This is a genomic window from Streptomyces sp. NPDC021019, assembly GCF_044333295.1.
Taxonomy (GTDB): Bacteria; Actinomycetota; Actinomycetes; order Streptomycetales; family Streptomycetaceae; genus Streptomyces.
Window position 1 is genome coordinate 48,599 of the sequence record NZ_JBIRQR010000012.1, and the last position, 20,348, is coordinate 68,946.

At 70.1% G+C, this 20,348-nt stretch carries 17 protein-coding genes and 3 tRNA genes; 12 read left to right on the plus strand and 8 right to left on the minus strand.

The annotated features are described in order from the left end of the window. Positions 1-142 precede the first annotated feature (142 nt). The 3 genes from ACH4RG_RS35555 to ACH4RG_RS35565 form a co-directional block, all read right to left on the minus strand. A tRNA-Gly gene (locus ACH4RG_RS35555) sits at positions 143-215 on the minus strand. Positions 216-294: 79 nt separating this feature from the next. Continuing rightward, a tRNA-Gly gene (locus tag ACH4RG_RS35560) sits at positions 295-366 on the minus strand. Between the two features lie 317 nt (positions 367-683). Further along, positions 684-1,019 carry an Lsr2 family protein gene (locus ACH4RG_RS35565; RefSeq protein ID WP_397919146.1) on the minus strand — a complete coding sequence of 112 codons (336 nt, stop codon included), beginning with the start codon at positions 1,017-1,019 and terminating at the stop codon, positions 684-686. Positions 1,020-1,439: 420 nt separating this feature from the next. Here ACH4RG_RS35565 and purS point away from each other — a divergent pair, with 420 nt between their 5' ends. From purS to purM, 9 genes are all read left to right on the plus strand, one after another. Then, entirely contained in the window at positions 1,440-1,688 is a 249-nt protein-coding gene (gene purS, locus ACH4RG_RS35570; RefSeq protein ID WP_397919148.1) for a phosphoribosylformylglycinamidine synthase subunit PurS, read from the plus strand. Beyond that, entirely contained in the window at positions 1,685-2,365 is a 681-nt protein-coding gene (gene purQ, locus ACH4RG_RS35575) for a phosphoribosylformylglycinamidine synthase subunit PurQ (RefSeq protein ID WP_397919150.1), read from the plus strand. Before purS ends, purQ begins: the two co-directional genes overlap by 4 nt. Then, positions 2,362-4,611: a phosphoribosylformylglycinamidine synthase subunit PurL gene (purL, locus tag ACH4RG_RS35580; RefSeq protein ID WP_398540880.1), complete on the plus strand. Its 2,250-nt coding sequence runs from the start codon at positions 2,362-2,364 to the stop codon at positions 4,609-4,611. The genes purQ and purL overlap by 4 nt, the downstream gene beginning before the upstream one ends. A gap of 112 nt (positions 4,612-4,723) precedes the next feature. Then, positions 4,724-5,230, plus strand: a complete 507-nt coding sequence (locus tag ACH4RG_RS35585) for an ArsR/SmtB family transcription factor (protein ID WP_397919154.1) — start codon at positions 4,724-4,726, stop codon at positions 5,228-5,230. Positions 5,231-5,262: 32 nt separating this feature from the next. Next, a complete protein-coding gene (locus ACH4RG_RS35590) occupies positions 5,263-6,174 on the plus strand; it encodes a M23 family metallopeptidase (protein ID WP_397919156.1) in 912 nt (303 codons plus the stop codon). A gap of 10 nt (positions 6,175-6,184) precedes the next feature. Beyond that, the gene (locus ACH4RG_RS35595; RefSeq protein WP_397919158.1) at positions 6,185-6,988 is read left to right on the plus strand and encodes a sterol carrier family protein; all 804 of its coding nucleotides are present in this window, start codon (positions 6,185-6,187) and stop codon (positions 6,986-6,988) included. 62 nt (positions 6,989-7,050) lie between these two features. Then, positions 7,051-7,905 carry an META domain-containing protein gene (locus tag ACH4RG_RS35600; RefSeq protein ID WP_398540881.1) on the plus strand — a complete coding sequence of 285 codons (855 nt, stop codon included), beginning with the start codon at positions 7,051-7,053 and terminating at the stop codon, positions 7,903-7,905. A 331-nt stretch (positions 7,906-8,236) separates the two neighbouring features. Next, the gene (gene purF / locus ACH4RG_RS35605; RefSeq protein WP_397929640.1) at positions 8,237-9,763 is read left to right on the plus strand and encodes an amidophosphoribosyltransferase; all 1,527 of its coding nucleotides are present in this window, start codon (positions 8,237-8,239) and stop codon (positions 9,761-9,763) included. A 60-nt stretch (positions 9,764-9,823) separates the two neighbouring features. Further along, on the plus strand, positions 9,824-10,897 hold the full coding sequence (gene purM / locus ACH4RG_RS35610; RefSeq protein WP_397919163.1) for a phosphoribosylformylglycinamidine cyclo-ligase: 1,074 nt from the start codon (positions 9,824-9,826) through the stop codon (positions 10,895-10,897). A gap of 138 nt (positions 10,898-11,035) precedes the next feature. Here the strand turns inward: purM and ACH4RG_RS35615 are convergent, their stop codons facing one another. Both ACH4RG_RS35615 and ACH4RG_RS35620 read right to left on the minus strand, forming a co-directional pair. After that, the gene (locus ACH4RG_RS35615) at positions 11,036-11,293 is read right to left on the minus strand and encodes a DUF3073 domain-containing protein (RefSeq protein ID WP_007447468.1); all 258 of its coding nucleotides are present in this window, start codon (positions 11,291-11,293) and stop codon (positions 11,036-11,038) included. 291 nt (positions 11,294-11,584) lie between these two features. Continuing rightward, a complete protein-coding gene (locus ACH4RG_RS35620; RefSeq protein ID WP_397919165.1) occupies positions 11,585-12,667 on the minus strand; it encodes a Leu/Phe/Val dehydrogenase in 1,083 nt (360 codons plus the stop codon). A gap of 174 nt (positions 12,668-12,841) precedes the next feature. On the opposite strand from ACH4RG_RS35620, the gene ACH4RG_RS35625 reads away from it, so the two are divergent. Together ACH4RG_RS35625 and bldC are read left to right on the plus strand one after the other, a co-directional pair. Next, positions 12,842-13,687, plus strand: coding sequence for a hypothetical protein (locus ACH4RG_RS35625; protein WP_397929641.1), 846 nt, complete (start codon positions 12,842-12,844; stop codon positions 13,685-13,687). Between the two features lie 678 nt (positions 13,688-14,365). Further along, positions 14,366-14,572 carry a developmental transcriptional regulator BldC gene (gene bldC, locus ACH4RG_RS35630; protein ID WP_003949541.1) on the plus strand — a complete coding sequence of 69 codons (207 nt, stop codon included), beginning with the start codon at positions 14,366-14,368 and terminating at the stop codon, positions 14,570-14,572. Positions 14,573-15,140: 568 nt separating this feature from the next. Here the strand turns inward: bldC and ACH4RG_RS35635 are convergent. The 3 genes from ACH4RG_RS35635 to hrpA all read right to left on the minus strand — a co-directional run bounded on the left by ACH4RG_RS35635 (position 15,141) and on the right by hrpA (position 19,737). After that, positions 15,141-15,413 carry a DUF6274 family protein gene (locus ACH4RG_RS35635; RefSeq protein ID WP_397919169.1) on the minus strand — a complete coding sequence of 91 codons (273 nt, stop codon included), beginning with the start codon at positions 15,411-15,413 and terminating at the stop codon, positions 15,141-15,143. A gap of 174 nt (positions 15,414-15,587) precedes the next feature. Continuing rightward, positions 15,588-15,662, minus strand: a tRNA-Asp gene (locus ACH4RG_RS35640). A 127-nt stretch (positions 15,663-15,789) separates the two neighbouring features. Continuing rightward, positions 15,790-19,737: an ATP-dependent RNA helicase HrpA gene (hrpA, locus tag ACH4RG_RS35645; RefSeq protein WP_397919171.1), complete on the minus strand. Its 3,948-nt coding sequence runs from the start codon at positions 19,735-19,737 to the stop codon at positions 15,790-15,792. A 132-nt stretch (positions 19,738-19,869) separates the two neighbouring features. On the opposite strand from hrpA, the gene ACH4RG_RS35650 reads away from it, so the two are divergent. Then, positions 19,870-20,340, plus strand: a complete 471-nt coding sequence (locus tag ACH4RG_RS35650; RefSeq protein ID WP_398540882.1) for a hypothetical protein — start codon at positions 19,870-19,872, stop codon at positions 20,338-20,340. Positions 20,341-20,348 lie beyond the last annotated feature (8 nt).

Below are 20,348 nucleotides of genomic sequence, written 5' to 3' on the forward strand. Positions count from 1 at the left end.
TCCAAGGCTTCCGCCGGAACAGGCCCGCGAGCAGTGCGCGCTGTCACCACTGTGCATGACAAACGTCATGAGGGCGGGGGGAGAGAGAGCGGCGGGAGCACGACAAAGGCCCTGACCGAGAAGGTCAGGGCCTTTGATGCTGAGCGGACGACCAGGTTCGAACTGGCGACCTCAACCTTGGCAAGGTTGCGCTCTACCAACTGAGCTACGTCCGCAGTGCAGCCACTCGGCTTTCACCGGTGGAGCGAGCACCACTCTACCTGATCCAACGATGTGGTTCGAAGAGTTGTGCAGAGCGGGTGACAGGAATTGCACACTGCGCCTTCCCCCTGGAAGGGGGATGTTCTACTACTGAACTACACCCGCACGCTGCGTGGGATTCGGCTTTGCGGCCTCGCCCCTCGGCGTGCTCCAGACTCTAGCCGACCTGCGGGGGTGTCGCGCAAGTCGGCTCCCCCGGGACTCTGCGGAACGGCCCTCGGGACCCGGCCGACGGGCCGCCCGGGGGTGCCTGACGGAGCGTCCGGCCTCCGGACCCACCGTGCCCGACGGGGCTCCCGGCGCGGAACCACCGCGGCTCGTCCGCCCGGCGCGGAACCACCGCGGCTCGTCCGCCCGGCGCGGAACCACCGCGGCTCGTCCGCCCGGCGCGGCCGCGGTCCGGCCGGAACCACCGCGGCGGCTCAACTCGCCGCGTCGAACGCCTCGTAGACCTTCTTCGGGATGCGGCCCCGGGCCGGCACCTCCATCCGGTGCGAGCGGGCCCAGGCGCGGACGGCCGCCGGGTCCGGCGCGAGGGAGGTGTGGTGGTAGGCCGTGGGTGTCCTGCCGTGCTTGCTGGCATATGTCTGCTTTCGGCCGGCGGCCACGTAAGGAGCCAGGGTCTTCCGCAGTTTCTTCGCATTGGCGGGATTGAGATCGATCTCGTACGTCTTCCCGTCCAGGGCGAAGGTCACCGTTTCCGCCGCTGCTCCCCCGTCGATGTCGTCGGAGAGCGTCACCACTACGCGCTGAGCCACGGATATCGGTCCTTTCCTACGGCGCCCGCGCGTCCATCGTGCGCGGGCGCCTGCCTTCCGGCTGCCAGGCGGGCGGATGTGGATCGACGAGATGTCGACTGTTCCGTTGTCCCGGGGGCAATGTTGCTTTCCCCGGTAATCATTTGTACAGCGGTGGGTGCCGCATTGTGAAGCCCAGTCAATTGCATCCGCGTGTCCGTGTGCAATCCGTGTGCAATCCGGACGTGATTTTTCCAGACCTTTTCCCGTGCGGTGTCGCGCCTGATATCTCGGCGTGATCCGCACAGGGCCCCGCGGTGTCCGTCCCGCCCGATATCTACCCGCGTAGAAATTTTGGCCAGGTACGCTGAGTGGACCCGCGGGGGTCTGGGGAACCCCCCGGAGAGACAGCCGCACCACACCACCACACCGGGAGTGCCAGTGGCACGCGTCGTAGTCGACGTCATGCTCAAGCCCGAGATCCTCGACCCGCAGGGACAGGCGGTGCAGCGCGCACTGCCCCGTCTCGGCTTCGAGGGAATCGCGGACGTTCGTCAGGGAAAGCGTTTCGAGCTGGAGGTCGAGGGACCGGTCGACGACGCCGCCCTCGCCCGTATTAACGAGCTGGCCGAGACGTTCCTCGCCAACACCGTCATCGAGGACTTCATCGTGAAGGTGGAGGAGAAGTGACCACCCGTATCGGCGTCGTCACTTTTCCCGGCACCCTCGACGATCAGGACGCCCTGCGCGCCGTCCGGATCGCGGGTGCCGAGCCCGTGTCCCTGTGGCACCGCGACAAGGACCTGCACCAGGTCGACGCGGTCGTCCTGGCGGGCGGTTTCTCCTACGGGGACTACCTCCGCGCCGGTGCGATCTCCCGCTTCTCGCCGGTCATGGAAACCCTCATCGAGCAGGCGAAGGCCGGCATGCCGGTCCTCGGCATCTGCAACGGCTTCCAGATCCTGACCGAGGCGCACCTGCTGCCCGGCGCGATGCTGCGCAACAACCACCTCCACTTCATCTGCCGTGACCAGAAGCTGCGGGTGGAGAACGCGGAGACCGCCTGGACCTCGGACTACACCGCCGGCCAGGAGATCAGGGTCCCGCTCAAGAACATGGACGGCCGGTACACCGCCGACGAGCACACGCTCGACGAGCTGGAGGCCGAGGGCCGCGTCGCCTTCCGCTACCTGGACGGCAACCCCAACGGCTCGCTCCGCGACATCGCGGGCATCACCAACGCCGCGGGCAACATCGTCGGCCTGATGCCCCACCCGGAGCACGCCGTGGAGCCGCTCATCGGCACCGGCCGCACCGACGGCCTCGGTTTCTTCACCTCGATCATCAAGAAGCTGGTCAACGCATGAGCCTGGATACGGTCAAGCACGCGGCCGAGACCCCGGACACCGAGCAGCCCTGGAAGGAGCTCGGCCTCAAGGAGGACGAGTACGCCCGGATCCGCGAGATCCTGGGCCGCCGTCCCACCGGCGCCGAGCTCGCCATGTACTCGGTGATGTGGTCGGAGCACTGCTCGTACAAGAGCAGCAAGGTCCACCTCAAGCAGTTCGGCGAGAAGGTCCCCGCCAACGACGCCATGCTCGTCGGCATCGGCGAGAACGCCGGCGTCGTCGACGTCGGCCAGGGGTACGCGGTCACCTTCAAGGTCGAGTCGCACAACCACCCCTCGTACATCGAGCCCTACCAGGGCGCGGCCACCGGCATCGGCGGCATCGTCCGCGACATCCTCGCGATGGGCGCCCGCCCGATCGCGGTCGTGGACCCGCTGCGCTTCGGCGCGGCCGACCACCCCGACACCAAGCGCGTCCTGCCGGGCGTCGTCGCGGGCATCGGCGGCTACGGCAACTGCCTGGGTCTGCCCAACATCGGCGGCGAGGTCGTCTTCGACGCCTGCTACCAGGGCAACCCGCTGGTCAACGCCGGCTGCATCGGCGTGATGAAGCACGAGGACATCCACCTCGCGCAGGCGTCGGGCCCCGGCAACAAGGTCATCCTGTACGGCGCCCGCACCGGCGGCGACGGCATCGGCGGCGTCTCCGTGCTGGCCTCGGAGACCTTCGAGTCCACCGGGCCCGCCAAGCGCCCCGCCGTCCAGGTCGGCGACCCGTTCCAGGAGAAGCTCCTCATCGAGTGCACCCTGGAGATCTTCAAGGAGAGGCTCGTCGCGGGCATCCAGGACCTCGGCGGCGCCGGGCTCTCCTGCGCCACCAGCGAGCTGGCCTCCGCCGGTTCCGGCGGCATGCGCGTCGAGCTGGACACCGTCCCGCTGCGCGACTCCTCCCTCTCGCCCGAGGAGATCCTCATGAGCGAGTCGCAGGAGCGCATGTGCGCGATCGTCGAGCCGCAGCACGTGGACCGCTTCCTGGAGATCTGCGAGAAGTGGGACGTCATCGCCACCGTCATCGGTGAGGTGACCGAGGGCTCCCAGCTGGAGATCTTCTGGCACGGCGAGCAGATCGTGGACGTGCCGCCGCGCTCGGTCGCCCACGACGGCCCGGTCTACCACCGCCCGTTCGCCCGCCCGTCGTGGCAGGACGCGCTCCAGGCGGACGACGCGGGCAAGCTCGCCCGCCCGGCGAACGCGGCCGAGCTGCGCGAGCAGGTCCTCAAGCTGGTCGCCTCCCCGAACCAGGCCTCCAAGGCGTGGATCACCGACCAGTACGACCGCTTCGTGCAGGGCAACACCGTGCTGGCGATGCCGGAGGACGCGGGCATGGTCCGCATCGACGCCGAGTCGAACCTGGGCGTGGCCATGGCGACCGACGGCAACGGCCGGTACGCCAAGCTCGACCCGTACACCGGCGCGCAGCTCGCGCTGGCGGAGTCGTACCGCAACGTCGCCGCCTCCGGGGCCAAGCCGCTGGCCATCTCGGACTGCCTGAACTTCGGTTCGCCCGAGGACCCGGACGTCATGTGGCAGTTCGCCGAGGCCACCCGCGGTCTCGCGGACGGCTGCCTGGAGCTGGGCACCCCGGTCACCGGCGGCAACGTCTCGCTGTACAACCAGACCGGTGAGACGGCGATCCACCCGACGCCGGTCGTGGCCGTGCTCGGCGTGATCGACGACGTCAACCGGCGTACGCCGGTCGCCTTCGCGGAAGAGGGCCAACTCCTCTACCTGCTGGGCGACACCACCGAGGAGTTCGGCGGCTCGGCCTGGTCCGAGGTCGTCCACCAGCATCTGGGCGGCCTGCCGCCCAAGGTGGACCTCGGGCGCGAGAAGCTGCTCGCCGAGATCCTCATCTCGGCCTCCCGCGACGGCATGATCGACGCCGCGCACGACCTGAGCGACGGCGGCCTGATCCAGGCCGTCACCGAGTCCTGCCTGCGCGGCGGGAAGGGCGCCCGGCTGGTCGTGCCGGACGGCCTGGACGCGTTCACGTTCCTGTTCTCCGAGTCGGCGGGACGCGCGGTCGTCGCGATCCCGCGCAGCGAGGAGCTCCGCTTCAACGACATGTGCGGCGCGCGCGGTCTGCCCGTCACCCGCATCGGGGTCGTGGACGGCGAGGAGATCGAGATCCAGGGCGAGTTCAGCATCCCGCTGAGCGAGCTCCGTACGGCGCACGAGGCGACGATCCCCGCGCTGCTCGCCTGAGCCGCGCGCCGACCGGCACCGCTGAAGCCCCCGCCCGGGTCCTCCGGGCGGGGGCTTCGGCCTTCCCCCCTATCTCTTGATAGTAATTACGTAATTACGTAAGGTTGGTGTCATGGAGCTGGAGCAGCGGGTCGCCGAGCTGGAACGGCGGCTCACGGCACTGGAGCGGCGGGACTCCGAGTCCCCCCGCCTGGGTGACGGCGACTTCTGGGCGCTGGACGGGCTGAAACAGCAGCTCACCGAGGTCGGAGAGGCCGCGGCCGACGGGGGAGTGCTCTACACGGGCGCGATCCGGCTGCCCACCGGCGAGAGTTACGAGTGGCAGTACGGCGCCCTCACCGAGGCCCTGTTCGGCGGGGACTGGGCGGACGCCGCCGATTCGTTCGCCGCGCTGGGTCACCCGGTCCGGCTGCGGCTGCTCCGCGAGATCCTCGGCGGCCTGAGGACGACCGCCGAACTGGCCGCGCTCGACGAGCTGGGCACCACCGGCCAGATCTACCACCACCTGCGCCAGCTGACCGGCGCGGGCTGGCTGCACGCGGCCGGGCGAGGCAGGTACGAGGTGCCGCCCACCCGGGTCGTACCGCTGCTGGTGGTGCTGACGGCGGCGCGGCCCTGACCGACGAGAAGACACGAAGCCATGGGGGAAACATGTCCGTCCGCACCGCTGTCCCGATCGCCATGCGGCTGTCCTGGCTGGTCCTGTTCGCGCTGGTGATCGGCGAGTTCGTCACGGATCTGCCCGGACCGGGTTGGGCGACGACCTTCGTGCCCGCGACGGTCGTCGTCGCCCTCATGGTGGCGACGACGGTCCTGCAGGCCCGTGCCGCGGCACCGCGGGGCGAGCCGAGGCCTCCGGTGGAGGTCGACCCGCCGGTCACCGGACGCTGGACGGCCCTGAACAGCCCGGCGGACAAGGTGCCGAGCCATGGGACGCACGGGTACGGGCAGACGTACGCGATCGACATCGTGGCCGACCCCCGGACGGGGGAGGGCAAGCCCCCGGCCCGGCCGGCGTTCCGTCGGCTCTGGCCGGTCTTCCGCCGCAACCGCGCCTTCCCGGCCTTCGGCGCTCCGCTGCTCGCGGTGGCCGACGCCACGGTCGTCCGGGCGAGCGACGGCCAGCGCGACCACCTGAGCCGCAACTCGCTGCCCGCTCTCGCCTATCTGATGGTCATCGAGGGCACCGTCCGGTCGATTCGCGGCGTGCACCGGATCATCGGAAACCACGTGATCCTCGACCTCGGGGACGGTACGTACGCGGCCTACGCCCACGTCCAGCGCGGCTCGCTCCAGGTGAAGGCCGGGGACACGGTCCGCGCCGGGCAGCGGATCGCGCGGTGCGGCAACTCCGGGAACACCACCGAACCGCACCTTCACTTCCAGCTGATGGACGGCCCGGACCTGGACAACACCCGGGGCATCCCGTTCACCTGGCGGGGTGTGGGAGTCCCCGCCAACGGCGAGGCGTTCGCGGTCGAACAGGCTGACGAGCAGGCCGCGGAGCAGGTCAAGGAGCGGACCGCACCGGCCCGACCGGGCGATGTCGGTGGGGCCCGCTAATCTCGGCCCCATGCCCCCGGCCAAGAAGCGCCCGCGCGTCTACGACCACCTCAGGACCCGGACGGCGGTCCTCGCCCAGTTCGCCCATGTCCGCGACGCTGTCGCCGCGTTGACGCCCGACCAGCTCGCCCGGCCGACCCGGCTCGGCGCGTGGACGGTGCGCGAGCTCGCCGTGCACGTCGCGATCGGGCTGAGCAGCGTCGCCCGGGCCCTGGCCCTGCCGGAGCCCCCCGAGCCCAAGCCCCAGCTCGCCCTGCTGGAGTGGCCGTCGGCCACCGCCGCGCACGCCGCCGGCATCGCCGAGGGCGTCGAGGACCTGGTGGCCACCGGCCCCGACCTCGCCGCGCTGTTCGAGGAGGCGGAAGCGGGGTTCACCGGCGCCGTCCCGGCCACCGGCACGGGGGAGCGGCTGCTGTCCGTCCGGGTCGGCTCCATGCGGCTGACCGACTACCTGGTCTCCCGGGCCGTCGAGCTGATCGTCCACACGGACGACCTGAACGAGGCGCTCGGCTCGGAGATCCCCTACGACCGCCAGGCCCTGGCCGCCTGCACCCGGCTGCTGGCCGACACCCTCGCGGACCGGGCGCCGGGCGGCTCGGTGGAGGTGCGGGTCCCGCCGTTCGCGGTGGTCCAGTGCATCGGCGGGCCCAAGCACACCCGGGGCACCCCGCCCCATGTCGTGGAGACCGGCCCGCTGACCTGGATCCGTCTCGCCACCGGGCGTACGGAGTGGGCGCGGGCCCTGGAGAACGCCGAGGTCAGCGCCAGTGGAGAGCGCGCCGACCTGGCCGCGCTGCTGCCGCTGATGGGCTGAGGCGGCCACCGGGGATGCGGAGTGGGCGGAACCGGATCGGCCTCCCGTTCCGTCACATCGCCATGCGCACACAACGGATGACCCTCAGCGTCAGTGTCCTGGCCCTCCTCACCCTCGCTGCCTGCGGTACGGAGTCGGGCTCCGGCTCCGGCAAGGGATCCGGCGAGGGCGGCGACAGCGTGCGGAGCGACGTCCCCGTCACCGGGGTCGCGTGGCGCGTCGACTCCGTGACCGTCGGCGGGAAGAAGACCGAGGCCCCGGAGGGGGCCCGGCTGGAGATCGACCCGAAGGGCCGGGCCACGGCCGATTTCGGCTGCAACCACATCAGCGTGGACGCCCGGGTGAAGGGCGACCGGATCACCCTGGGCAAGCCCGTGACCACCCAGATGGCGTGCGAGGAGAGCATCGAGAAGTTCGAGAAGGCGGCCATCGACGCGATGGGCGGCGAGCACACCGCGAAGCTCTCCGGCGACCGGCTGACCCTCACCGCCGAAAGCGGCGACTCGATGGCGCTCAGCGAGGAGAAGCCCGCCGATCTGGTCGGCACCGGGTGGGCCGTGACCACGCTGCTCAGCGGCGAGACCGCCACGACCGTACCGGCGGACCTGCCCGAGGAGAAGGCACCCCGTCTGACCCTCTCCGAAAACGGCACCGTGCAGGGCGACTCCGGCTGCAACTCCTTCCGCGGCCGGGCGACGGTCAAGGGCTCCACGATCACGTTCGGACCGATGGCCGGCACCCGCAAGATGTGCCCGGAGGCCGAGATGGAGACGGAGCGCGCCGTCCTCGCCGTCCTGGACGGCAAGGTCACGTACACGATCAAGGGCAAGGCCCTCACGCTCACCGCCGCCGACGGCACGGGCATCGGCGCCACGGCCGCACCCGCCGGGGCCGAGAACAGCTCCCAGCACGGCTGAATCCGGCTCCCCGGTGTGAGGCTCACCACGAAACGAGCGTTCGGCCAGCGGTCGGGGCGGCGCTCGGGCAGGCTCACCGAGCGCTACGCCCGCCCGTCCGCACCTGTCGGCCCCTACCTGTCGGTAACTGGCCCCCCGGCCCGGAAGTGAGCCCCGCACTCGACTCACGGGGCCCGCCACGCCCGCGCGATGGTCACACAGTGTCACCGATCGAAGTCCCGCGAATCGCCCGCCCCGGGTGGCGGGCGGGCCCGTCGCCCAGGGACCGCCGTCGGTTTGCCCGCCGGTCCCCAATTCGGACCAGTGGTCGATCTCGCCTACACTCGGTGCCGTGCCCCGTGGTGATGGACGACTCAACCACGACCTGCTCCCCGGAGAGAAAGGCCCCCAGGACGCTTGTGGCGTCTTCGGTGTCTGGGCTCCGGGTGAAGAGGTCGCCAAGCTCACCTATTTCGGACTGTATGCCCTGCAGCACCGCGGACAGGAATCCGCGGGCATCGCAGTGAGCAACGGGTCCCAGATCCTGGTCTTCAAGGACATGGGACTGGTCTCGCAGGTCTTCGACGAAACGTCTCTGGGTTCTCTCCAGGGCCATATCGCGGTCGGTCATGCCCGCTACTCCACCACCGGCGCCTCGGTGTGGGAGAACGCGCAGCCGACGTTCCGTGCCACCGCGCACGGCTCGATCGCCCTCGGTCACAACGGGAACCTGGTCAACACCGCCCAGCTCGCGGAGATGGTCGCCGACCTCCCGCGCAAGGACGGCCGCGCCACCCAGGTCGCCGCGACCAACGACACCGACCTGGTGACCGCGCTGCTCGCCGGGCAGCGCGACGAGAACGACAAGCCGCTCACCATCGAGGAAGCCGCCGCCAAGGTGCTCCCCGAGGTCAAGGGCGCGTTCTCCCTGGTCTTCATGGACGAGCACACGCTCTACGCCGCCCGCGACCCGCAGGGCATCCGCCCGCTGGTGCTCGGCCGTCTCGAGCGCGGCTGGGTCGTCGCCTCCGAGTCCGCCGCGCTCGACATCTGCGGTGCCAGCTACGTACGCGAGATCGAGCCGGGCGAGCTCGTCGCGATCGACGAGAACGGCCTGCGCACCTCGCGCTTCGCAGAAGCGAAGCCCAAGGGCTGTGTCTTCGAGTACGTCTACCTGGCCCGCCCCGACACCGACATCGCCGGACGCAACGTCTACCTCTCCCGGGTGGAGATGGGCCGCCGACTGGCCGCCGAGGCCCCCGTCGAGGCGGATCTCGTCATAGCGACCCCGGAATCCGGCACTCCCGCGGCCGTCGGTTACGCCGAAGCCAGCGGAATCCCGTTCGGCGTCGGACTGGTCAAGAACGCCTATGTCGGCCGGACCTTCATCCAGCCGTCCCAGACCATCCGGCAGCTGGGCATCCGGCTCAAGCTCAACCCGCTCAAGGAAGTCATCAAGGGCAAGCGCCTGGTGGTCGTCGACGACTCGATCGTCCGCGGCAACACCCAGCGCGCCCTGGTCCGGATGCTCCGCGAGGCGGGGGCCGCCGAGATCCACATCCGGATCTCCTCGCCCCCGGTGAAGTGGCCCTGCTTCTTCGGGATCGACTTCGCGACCCGCGCCGAACTGATCGCCAACGGCATGACCGTCGACGAGATCCGCACCTCCATGGGCGCCGACTCCCTCTCGTACATCTCGATCGACGCGATGATCGAGGCGACGACGATTCCCAAGCAGAACCTCTGCCGCGCCTGCTTCGACGGCGAATACCCGATGGAGCTCCCGGACCCGGAGCTGCTCGGCAAGCAGCTGCTGGAGACCGAGCTGGCGGCGGGCCCGGCGGCGACCGCCGCGGCCGACGCGCTGCGCCGTCCGTGACCCGGACGCGCCGCCGCATCCCCCACCAGCCCCGTATCTCCACACGAAAGATCCCAGGCCATGTCTGAGACAACAGGTGCTTCCTACGCGGCGGCCGGCGTCGACATCGAAGCCGGAGACCGTGCCGTCGAGCTGATGAAGGAGTGGGTGAAGAAGACGCAGCGCCCCGAGGTCGCGGGCCTCGGCGGCCTCGGCGGCTTCGCCGGCCTCTTCGACGCCTCGGCGCTGAAGCGTTACGAGCGTCCGCTCCTGGCCTCCGCCACGGACGGCGTCGGCACCAAGGTGGACCTGGCGCGGAAGATGGGCGTGTACGACACCATCGGCCACGACCTCGTCGGCATGGTCGTGGACGACCTCGTCGTCTGCGGCGCCGAGCCGCTGTTCATGACCGACTACATCTGCGTCGGCAAGGTGCATCCCGAGCGTGTCGCGGCCATCGTGAAGGGCATCGCCGAAGGGTGTGTCCTGGCGGGCTGCTCCCTGGTCGGCGGCGAGACGGCCGAGCACCCGGGCCTCCTCGGCCCGGACGACTTCGACGTCGCCGGAGCCGGTACGGGCGTGGTCGAGGCCGACCGCCTGCTCGGCCCGGACCGTATCCGCGAGGGTGACGCGGTCATCGCCATGGCGTCCTCCGGTCTTCACTCGAACGGGTACTCGCTCGTCCGCCACGTGGTCTTCGACCGGGCCGGCTGGTCCCTGGACCGCGAGGTCGAGGAGTTCGGCCGCACGCTCGGCGAGGAGCTCCTGGAGCCCACCCGGATCTACTCCCTGGACTGCCTGGCCCTCACCCGGACGACCGAGGTGCACGGCTTCAGCCACGTCACCGGCGGCGGCCTGGCGAACAACCTGGCCCGGGTGATCCCGGACGGCCTGCACGCCACCGTGGACCGCTCCACGTGGACGCCCGGCGCGGTCTTCGACCTGGTCGGCAAGGCCGGTCAGGTCGAGCGGCTGGAGCTGGAGAAGACCCTCAACATGGGCGTCGGCATGATCGCGATCGTCCCGGCCGACTCGGTGGACGCCGCGCTGACGACGCTGGCCGACCGCGGGGTCGACTCCTGGGTCGCCGGCGAGATCACCGACCGCGGGGAGCACACCTCGGGCGCCGAGCTGACCGGCGACTACGCCCGCTAGACACCGTCACGCCGTGGTGCGCCGGGCGGCATCCCCGCCCGGCGCGCCGGGCGGCACGGCACCGGGGGAAAGCCGGATCGGGACACACAGAACCCGGCCCGGGGCAGGCCCGGACCGGGTTGATGTGTCAGCGCGAGGTCAAGCGCCGCGGCGCTGTGACGACGGACCGGACTGATCGTCCTGATCCTCGTCATCGTCCTGGTTGTAGCGATCCGCGTACTGTGCGTACGGGTCATCCTCCTCGTCGTCGTCCTCGAACGGCTCTGCGTTCGGTGGCTGACTCGAAGGCGATGCGCCCAGCTCATTGGCCAGACGTGACAGGTCAGTCCCGCCGCTGCTGTACTTCAGCTGGCGGGCGACCTTGGTCTGCTTGGCCTTTGCCCGGCCGCGCCCCATGGCTCGACCCCCTCGGTGACGGGGCTCGACGGCCCCAGAGTCTTGACACGCGTTCATGTTTCGGGACGGACTCTCGACAGAGAGACCGCGCCCGTAGAGCTTTAACGGTACCTGCTTCCGTGGCCATACGGTACGCCGCCCGCATTCCGGTCCCGACACAGGGCCAGTGAGAAGCTCCGTCCTCCCTGGTCAACTGCGATTTTAACCTCTTGTGGAGGTACGACCCGCCGACCGGCGTGAGTCTTGTCTCGCCGGCCGGGCGGGCCGTGGGGGCGGCCGAGGGCGGTCCGGTCAGCGGGTGCGCGCCTCCGCCATCCGCTGTTCGGCGAGCCGGTCGGCCGCCGCGGCCGGCGGAATCCCATCCGCCTTCGCACGTGCGAATATTTCCAGCGTGGTGTCGAAGATCTTCGTCGCCTTCGCCTTGCACCGGTCGAAGTCGAACCCGTGCAGCTCGTCGGCCACCTGGATCACTCCACCGGCGTTGACCACGTAGTCGGGCGCGTAGAGAACCGACCGGTCGGCCAGGTCCTTCTCGACGCCCGGGTGCGCCAGCTGGTTGTTGGCCGCGCCGCACACCACCTTCGCGGTGAGCGCGGGGACGGTGTCGTCGTTCAGCGCGCCGCCGAGCGCGCACGGTGCGTAGACGTCCAGGCCCTCGGTGCGGATCAGCGCGTCGGTGTCCGCCGCCACGGTCACCTCGGGGTGCAGATCGGTGATCCGGCGCAGCGACTCCTCGCGGACGTCGGTGATCACGACCTCGGCCCCGTCGGAGAGCAGGTGCTCGACGAGGTGGTGGCCCACCTTGCCGACCCCGGCCACGCCGACCTTGCGGCCGCGCAGCGTCGGGTCGCCCCACAGGTGCTGGGCCGAGGCCCGCATGCCCTGGAAGACGCCGAACGCGGTGAGCACCGAGGAGTCGCCCGCGCCGCCGTTCTCGGGGGAGCGGCCGGTGGTCCAGCGGCACTCCCGGGCGACGACGTCCATGTCGGCGACGTAGGTGCCGACGTCGCAGGCGGTCACGTAGCGGCCGCCGAGCGAGGCGACGAACCGGCCGTAGGCGAGGAGGAGTTCCTCGCTCTTGATCTTCTCCGGGTCGCCGATGATGACGGCCTTGCCGCCACCGTGGTCGAGACCGGCCAGGGCGTTCTTGTACGACATCCCGCGCGACAGGTTCAGCGCGTCGGCGACGGCGTCCGCCTCGGTGGCGTACGGGTAGAAGCGGGTGCCGCCGAGGGCCGGGCCCAGGGCGGTGGAGTGGAGGGCGATGACGGCCTTGAGGCCGGTGGCACGGTCCTGGCAGATCACGACTTGCTCATGACCTCCCTGATCCGAGTGGAACAGGGTGTGCAGGACGCCGTCGGTCACATCGGTCACTGTGGTGACTCCCAAGTACGAAGCGGCGGAGACCCTCCTGGGGGTGGGGAGGGCCCCGGACCGACCGGCACGGCCGGTCCGATGGGCAAGAGCGTAAGTCCTCCGGCGGCGCGGATCCGCCCCCGTGCGGAGGATCACCCCCTGGGGGTGTACCGCCGTGACACGATGCGCTGCATGTCGGTGGTGTCTTCGGTGCTCGTCCCTTACACGTCCTACCTCCGGATCTACGAGCCGCTCGCCGCGTTCTCCGAGCCCGAGCGGAGCCACTGGGCGCGCTACGCGCGGCGGGAGGACCTTCCCACGGCCCAGGACGAACTGCGTCGCTCGCTGGCCGACTTGGCATCGACGCCGCCGGTCGGGGTGCCGGTGCGCGAGAGCGGCGACGCGTTCGTGGCGGAGCTGGACGGGGTGGTGTGCGTCTGCCCGTGGCGGACCCGGTTGCGGGGCTGGCTGGCCCTGGAGGAACTGGGGGGCATGTTTCCGGCCAACGTGCTCGACGTCGTGCTGCCCGCGGTGGTGCGCGGTCAGGCGGCGGCGGATCACGAGCGCTGGCAGCGGCTCCACCCGGACGCGAGGCCCTGGATCCGCACGACGGTGTGGCAGGTCCCGGTGCGCTGGTTCGTCCTCTTCCTCGACGAGGAGCGGGAGTACGTGGCGGCGGACGCCGAGGGGGCGGGCCCTTTGCTGCGCTACCGCACCCCGATGGTCGAGGCCCGGCGCCGGCTGGCGCGGGCGCTGCGGACGCTGCGCGGACACGTCCCCGAGGGCCCGCTGACCGAGGGCCTGGTGGATGTGGGGCGCTGGCTGGAGGAGTTCCACCCGCGTTCGCTCGTCGAGCTGGACTACGGGGGCCTGGTGCACGCGCTGTCGGCGGAGCGGCTCGCCGAGGACCGGTCGGCGGCGGATGTGGCGGAGGGGCTCGCCGCGCTGCGGGACGGCGACGGCGAGGGCGCGGGGGAGGCGTACGCGCGGCTCGCGGAGCGCTGGCGGGCGGTCCGGGACCTCCAGTTCATCAATTGACGTGAAAAGGCCCACAGGGGCATCAAGGTGATGGAACCGGGGCATCCTTCATCCAGGACGACCGAGGGGCCGACAGGCAGGCCGCGAGGCCGGAGCGTACGGAAGGAGGAGCGGGCCGGGTCGCCTCGACGGAGGGCGACGAAGTGGGGCCCGGCGAAGAGTTGACGGGCCGTGAACCTGCGTCCTGTGTGGCGCGTGTGATGTGTGGGGCGGAAGCGTACTCCGCTGGGCCCAGGACCTACGTCCTGAACCGGGCCTTTGCCTCAAGCGTGATGGACAGCACTAACGGGGCCCTTGCGCCTATCCCTACCCCTCATGCCAAAATAGGACAAGGAGTCCGGAGAGGGCTCCTTCTGTCCAAGTAAGGGCAGAATGCTCGACATTGCACCCTATGGGGGGTCTGACGACTCCTGATCGCCCCTGTGACTGATCGTCACTGGGGCGTGACTGTCCGCTATGGCATGGTCCATCGGCATCCGTCGCTGATGAACACCTGGGAGGGCAATTCCATCGGTTTGGCCGACGTGGCTGGACGGATGGTGTAGTTGTAGTGCCGAGGACAAGCCGTTCGTCCTATAACCGACTCGGCCCGCGTCCGCCATTTCGGGCAACGCGGGTCAAGGTGCAGAATTTAGAGGAAAGAACCGAGAAGGTTCGGTTCTCCCGAGGAGGCCGCTCATGACCGCTCGCACCCCTGATGCCGAGCCGCTGCTGACCCCGGCTGAGGTTGCCACGATGTTCCGCGTGGACCCGAAGACGGTCACCCGTTGGGCCAAGGCTGGCAAGCTCACGTCCATCCGCACGCTCGGTGGACATCGCCGGTACCGCGAGGCCGAGGTCCGCGCACTGCTTGCGGGTATTCCGCAGCAGCGCAGCGAGGCCTGACACACCCCTGCCCCGCAGCAATACAGCAGCACAGCATCACAAACCGGGCAGCTGCAAGGTCCCCCAACCCCAGCCGCCCACCCATAGCTCCACTCGACGGACGCCTGCCCCAACGGGCGTCATACCTGTGTCCTACGGGTGCCGTCGTATCGATCGCGCTGGACTCCGCCGGGTCCAGCGCGATCTTTTTTGTGCCCCGGCCGGCCTCCCCGGTCGCTCCCGGGCCTCTTTGATCGCTCCCGGGCCTCTTCCGGCCCGCAGGGGCGGCCGGGACCAGAACCGGGCGGTCGGTCGGCTTCAGGGGGCTGACGGGGGCCTTCGTGGGTCTGTGAGCGGGTCTGTGCGGGAGTGTGGGTGAGCGTCCCGGACGCGTTGGGACAGCCCCGGACGGAACGGCCTCTCGGGAGCCCGGCACCCCCGTGCAATTGCACATATTAAATTCACCAGTTGTAGGGGAGGCGTAAAATCCCCCCGTCTGAAAACTCCTTCGGTGACTACCGTCACACCGCCCGAAGCTTGCCAACTTCCAGACTGCCACTGACCGAACGCGGAAGCACTCGGTCGATGGTCATGTCGCGGAGGGTCTTTCGGTCCCCACCCCGGCCTCGGTCTCGTTCCCGTCGGGCGGTCCGGCGGAGGTCTGCCCCCCGACGGCTTCCTGTGGGGCGCCCGGGGGGCTCCCGGAGGCTCGCGGCTCCCCGTCGCCCCCGGGCTCCATGGCGAGCCGCAGGAGGCGATGGCAGACCGCGCAGTGCCGGGTGAGGTGGCGATAGGCGGAAGCGGCCGCCAGGTGGGCGCGCAGCAGCGCGCGGGTCTCATGTCGTGCCGTGGACGCGGACATACGAGCCACCTCCCGGTGAGCCCGGCCGTCCCCCGCCGTGTGAAGCGCCGAGGAACGCCGAGGGGCAGGGCCGACCTCTGCTCCTCCGGGGTACCCCCACCGGATGGCGTCGTCAAGACGTGGGGCAGGACGCGAGAAAGCCCGGATCGAAACGATCCGGGCTTTCTTCTACTGCGGTCCTGACGGGATTTGAACCCGCGGCCTCCACCTTGACAGGGTGGCGAGCACTCCAAACTGCTCCACAGGACCAGGTTTTCGCCGCTTGCCTTGCGGCTTGCTGCGAAACCAGACTGTACAGGAGGTGGGAGGCCCAGGTCGACTTCACTCCTGGTGGTGACACCGTCACCGTCCCACGAGCCCCCGTGGGACCCGCGCGTCAGGGCGCGAGAGCATCGATCGCCTTGACGATCCGCTTGTCCGAGACGGGGAACGCGGTGCCCAGCGCGTGGGCGAAATAGCTGACCCGCAGCTCCTCGATCATCCAGCGGACGTCCAGCACCTCCTGCGGCACCGGTCGGCCCTGTGGAAGTTGTTCGAGCAGCCATGCGTACTCGTCCTGCATCTCGTGGACCTTCGCCATCCGCGTGGTGTCCCGCTGGACGGCCGTCGGCATCTGCTGGAGCCGCCGGTCGGCAGCCACGAGGTAGCGCATCAGGTCCGGCAGCCGGCGCAGTCCGGTGGCCGTAACGAAACCGGGCGGTACGAGACGGGCCAGCTGATCCCGTACGTCCGTGACGTTGGCCACCAGCGTCAGGCTGTTCGTCGACTTCAGCCGGCGCTCGCAGGCCTGCCAGGCGGCCAGGACCTGCTGCACCTGGTCGATCGTGCGGACGGTCAGGTCCACCAGATCGGCGCGCACCTTGTCGTACAGCGTCCGGAACGCCTTCTCGTCCCACGCCGGTCCGCCGTGCGCGGCGATCAGCCGGTCAGCCGCGGCGGTCGCGCAGTCCTCGAAAAGCGCCTGGACCGAGCCGTGCGGATTGCGGGACAGGGCCAGCTTCTGCTGGTTGGAGAGCCGGTCCGAGGCGAACTTCGCCGGGTGCACCGGGATGTTGAGCATGATCAGCCGCCGGGTGCCGCGCCACATCGCCTGCTGCTGCTCGGCCTCGGTGTCGAAGAGCCGTACGGCCACGGTGTCGCCCTGGTCGACCAGCGCCGGATAGGCCTTGACCGGCTGCCCGGCCCGCCGGGTCTCGAAGACCTTGTCCAGCGCGCCGATCGTCCAGTCGGTGAGCCCGGACCGCTCGATTGACTCCCCGGAGGGTCCGGCGGTCGCCGCGGCCGCCTTGGACAGCGCCTGCCGGGCCTTCGGCCGCAGCTGGAGCTTGAGCGCCTCCAGATCCTTGTCCTCGGCGACCTTCCGCCGCCGCTCGTCGACGATCCGGAACGTGATCTTCAGATGGTCCGGGACCCGGGAGAGGTCGAAGTCGTCGGCCGTGACCGGCACGCCGACCATCCGCTGGAGCTCCCGAGCCAGGGTGAACGGCAGCGGCTCCTGGAGCGGGACCGCCCGGTCGAGGAACTTGTCGGCGTAGTTCGGCGCGGGGACGTAGTGCCGGCGGATCGGCTTCGGCAGCGAGCGGATCAGCTCCGTGACGACCTCCTCGCGCAGCCCCGGAATCTGCCAGTCGAAGCCCTCGGACGTGACCTGGTTGAGCACCTGGAGCGGTACGTGGACGGTCACGCCGTCCGCGTCCGCGCCGGGCTCGAACTGGTACGTCACCTTGAACTTGAGCTTCCCCTGCCGCCAGGAGTCCGGGTAGTCGTCCTTGGTGACGGCGCCGGCCTTCTCGTTGATGAGCATGGAGCGCTCGAAGTCGAGCGCGTCCGGCTCCTCGCGCTTCTTGTTCTTCCACCAGGAGTCGAAGTGCGCCCCGGACACGATGTGTTCGGGAATCCGCTGGTCGTAGAAGTCGAACAGCGTCTCGTCGTCCACGAGGATGTCGCGGCGGCGGGCGCGGTGCTCCAACTCCTCGACCTCGCCGAGGAGTTTGCGGTTGTCATGGAAGAACTGGTGGTGGGTGCGCCAGTCGCCCTCGACCAGGGCGTTGCGGATGAACAGATCCCGTGAGGCCTCCTGGTCGATACGTCCGAAATTGACCTTGCGCTGGGCGACGATCGGCACCCCGTAGAGGGTGACCCGTTCGAACGCCATCACCGCGGCCTGGTCCTTCTCCCAGTGCGGCTCGCTGTAGGTGCGCTTCAGCAGGTGCCCGGCCAGCGGCTCGATCCATTCGGGCTCGACCTTGGCGTTGACCCGCGCCCACAGCCGGGAGGTCTCCACCAGCTCCGCCGACATCACGAACCGGGGCTGCTTCTTGAACAGCGCCGACCCGGGGAAGATCGCGAACTTGGCGCTGCGCGCGCCCAGGTACTCGTTCTTCTCGGTGTCCTTCAGCCCGATGTGCGACAGCAGCCCGGCCAGCAGCGAGGTGTGCACCGCCTGCTCGGGGACGGACCCCTCCGCCTTGGGCTCCTCGACGGTGATGCCCATCTGCTTGGCGACCGTACGCAGTTGCGCGTAGATGTCCTGCCATTCGCGGATGCGCAGGAAGTTCAGGTACTCCTGCTTGCACATCCGGCGGAACGAGGACGAGCCACGCTCCTTCTGCTGCTCGCGGACATAGGCCCAGAGGTTCAGATACGCCAGGAAGTCGGAGGTCTCGTCCTTGAACCGGGCGTGGTTCTGGTCGGCCTGGGTCTGCTTCTCCGCCGGCCGCTCGCGCGGGTCCTGGATGGAGAGCGCGGCGGCGATGACCATGACCTCGCGGGCGCAGCCGTTCCTGTCGGCCTCGATGACCATCCGGGCCAGGCGCGGGTCGACGGGCAGCTGGGAGAGCTTGCGGCCGAGCGGCGTCAGACGCTGCCCCTTCTTCCCCTCCTGGGGGGACTTCTCGCCCTGCTCGAGCGCTCCCAGCTCCTGGAGGAGCTGCACGCCGTCGCGGATGTTGCGGTGGTCCGGCGGGTCGATGAAGGGGAACTTCTCGATGTCGCCGAGCCCGGCGGCGGTCATCTGGAGGATGACGGAGGCCAGGTTGGTCCGCAGGATCTCCGGGTCGGTGAACTCCGGCCGGGTGACGAAGTCGTCCTCCGAGTACAGCCGGATGCAGATGCCGTCCGACGTACGGCCGCAGCGGCCCTTGCGCTGGTTGGCGCTGGCCTGGGAGATCCGCTCGATCGGCAGTCGCTGGACCTTGGTGCGGTGGCTGTAGCGGGAGATACGGGCGTTGCCCGGGTCGATCACGTACTTGATGCCGGGGACCGTCAGCGAGGTCTCGGCCACGTTGGTCGCCAGGACGATGCGGCGTCCTGTGTGGCGCTGGAACACACGGTGCTGCTCGGCGTGGGAGAGGCGTGCGTAGAGGGGAAGCACCTCGGTGTGCCTGAGGTTCCGCTTGTTCAGCGCGTCCGCCGTGTCCCGGATCTCGCGCTCACCGGAGAGGAAGACCAGGACATCGCCCGGGGCCTCGTGGCCCAGCTCGTCGACGGCGTCGCAGATCGCGGTGATCTGGTCCCGGTCGGAGTCCTCGCTGTCATCTTCGAGCAGGGGGCGATACCGCACCTCCACCGGATACGTCCGCCCGCTGACCTCCACGATCGGCGCCTCGCCGAAGTGGCGCGCGAACCGCTCCGGGTCGATGGTCGCCGAGGTGATGACGACCTTCAGATCCGGGCGCCTGGGCAGCAGCCGGGCCAGATAGCCGAGCAGGAAGTCGATGTTCAGGGACCGCTCGTGGGCCTCGTCGATGATGATCGTGTCGTACGCCAGCAGCTCGCGGTCCGTCTGGATCTCGGCGAGCAGGATGCCGTCCGTCATCAGCTTCAGATACGTGGACTCCGGGTTCACCTGGTCGGTGAAGCGGACCTTCCAGCCGACCGTCTCGCCCAGCGGCGTCTTCAACTCGTCCGCGACCCGCTCCGCGACCGTACGGGCGGCGATCCGCCGGGGCTGGGTGTGCCCGATCATGCCCCGGACGCCGCGCCCCAGCTCCATACAGATCTTGGGGATCTGCGTGGTCTTGCCGGACCCGGTCTCCCCGGCGACGATCACGACCTGGTGGTCGCGTATCGCCTCCAGGATCTCGTCCTTCTTCTGGCTGACGGGCAGCTCTTCGGGATACGACAGGGCCGGCAGCCGGGCCGCGCGCGCCGCGAGCCGTTCGGCCGCCCTGCCCGCGTCGGCCGCGATCTCGTCCAGCACGGACTGGCGGGCCTCGGGCTTGCGGATGCGGCGCGCTCCTTCGAGGCGCCGGCCGAGCCGGTTCGCGTCACGGAGCGAGAGCTGTCCGAGCTGGGACTGGAGATCGGCGAAGGAAGTAGACATACGGCTCCCAGGATCTCACCCGGGCGCACGGAGTGGCGACCTCATTTCGCGCGGGCTGCGTCACGCGGCACGTACCATTTCGGGCAGTCGAACGCTCAGCCCCGCTTCCAGGGGGAAAGGCCCGGTCGTCCCGTGTCCCGTACGCAGTGGTGGAGCCTGAGCCTGACGGCGCTGCTCGCGGTCGTCGTGGGGCTGCTGTGCGGACCGGCGGCGCTCCCGGCAGCCGCGCTCGGGGCTCCGGCTCCCTCCGCTCCGGCTGCCTTCGCTGCGGTTCTTTCCGCTGCCGTGCCTTCGGCTTCCGCGCCCTTTGCTTCCACCCCGGGGGCCACCGGAGTGCGGCCCACACCGTCCGCCCCGGTAGCCGCCGAGGCCGCCGACGCGGGCACCCCGGTCCCCGGCTGCGGGAAGCTCCGCGATCACGACGGCGAGCCCGCCGTCCCCTCCCGCGCCCGCTCGGCGCACGACCAGGCGCCCGGCCTCGCCCCGTGGGGGCTGCCCGCCGCGACGGGCGCGCTGCCGGCCGAGCCGCCGGCCGGCACCCGGGCCCGCGCCCCGGCGCCGTACACCCCGACCCCCGTGGAACTCTCCGTGCTGCGGGTGTAGGCCGGGCA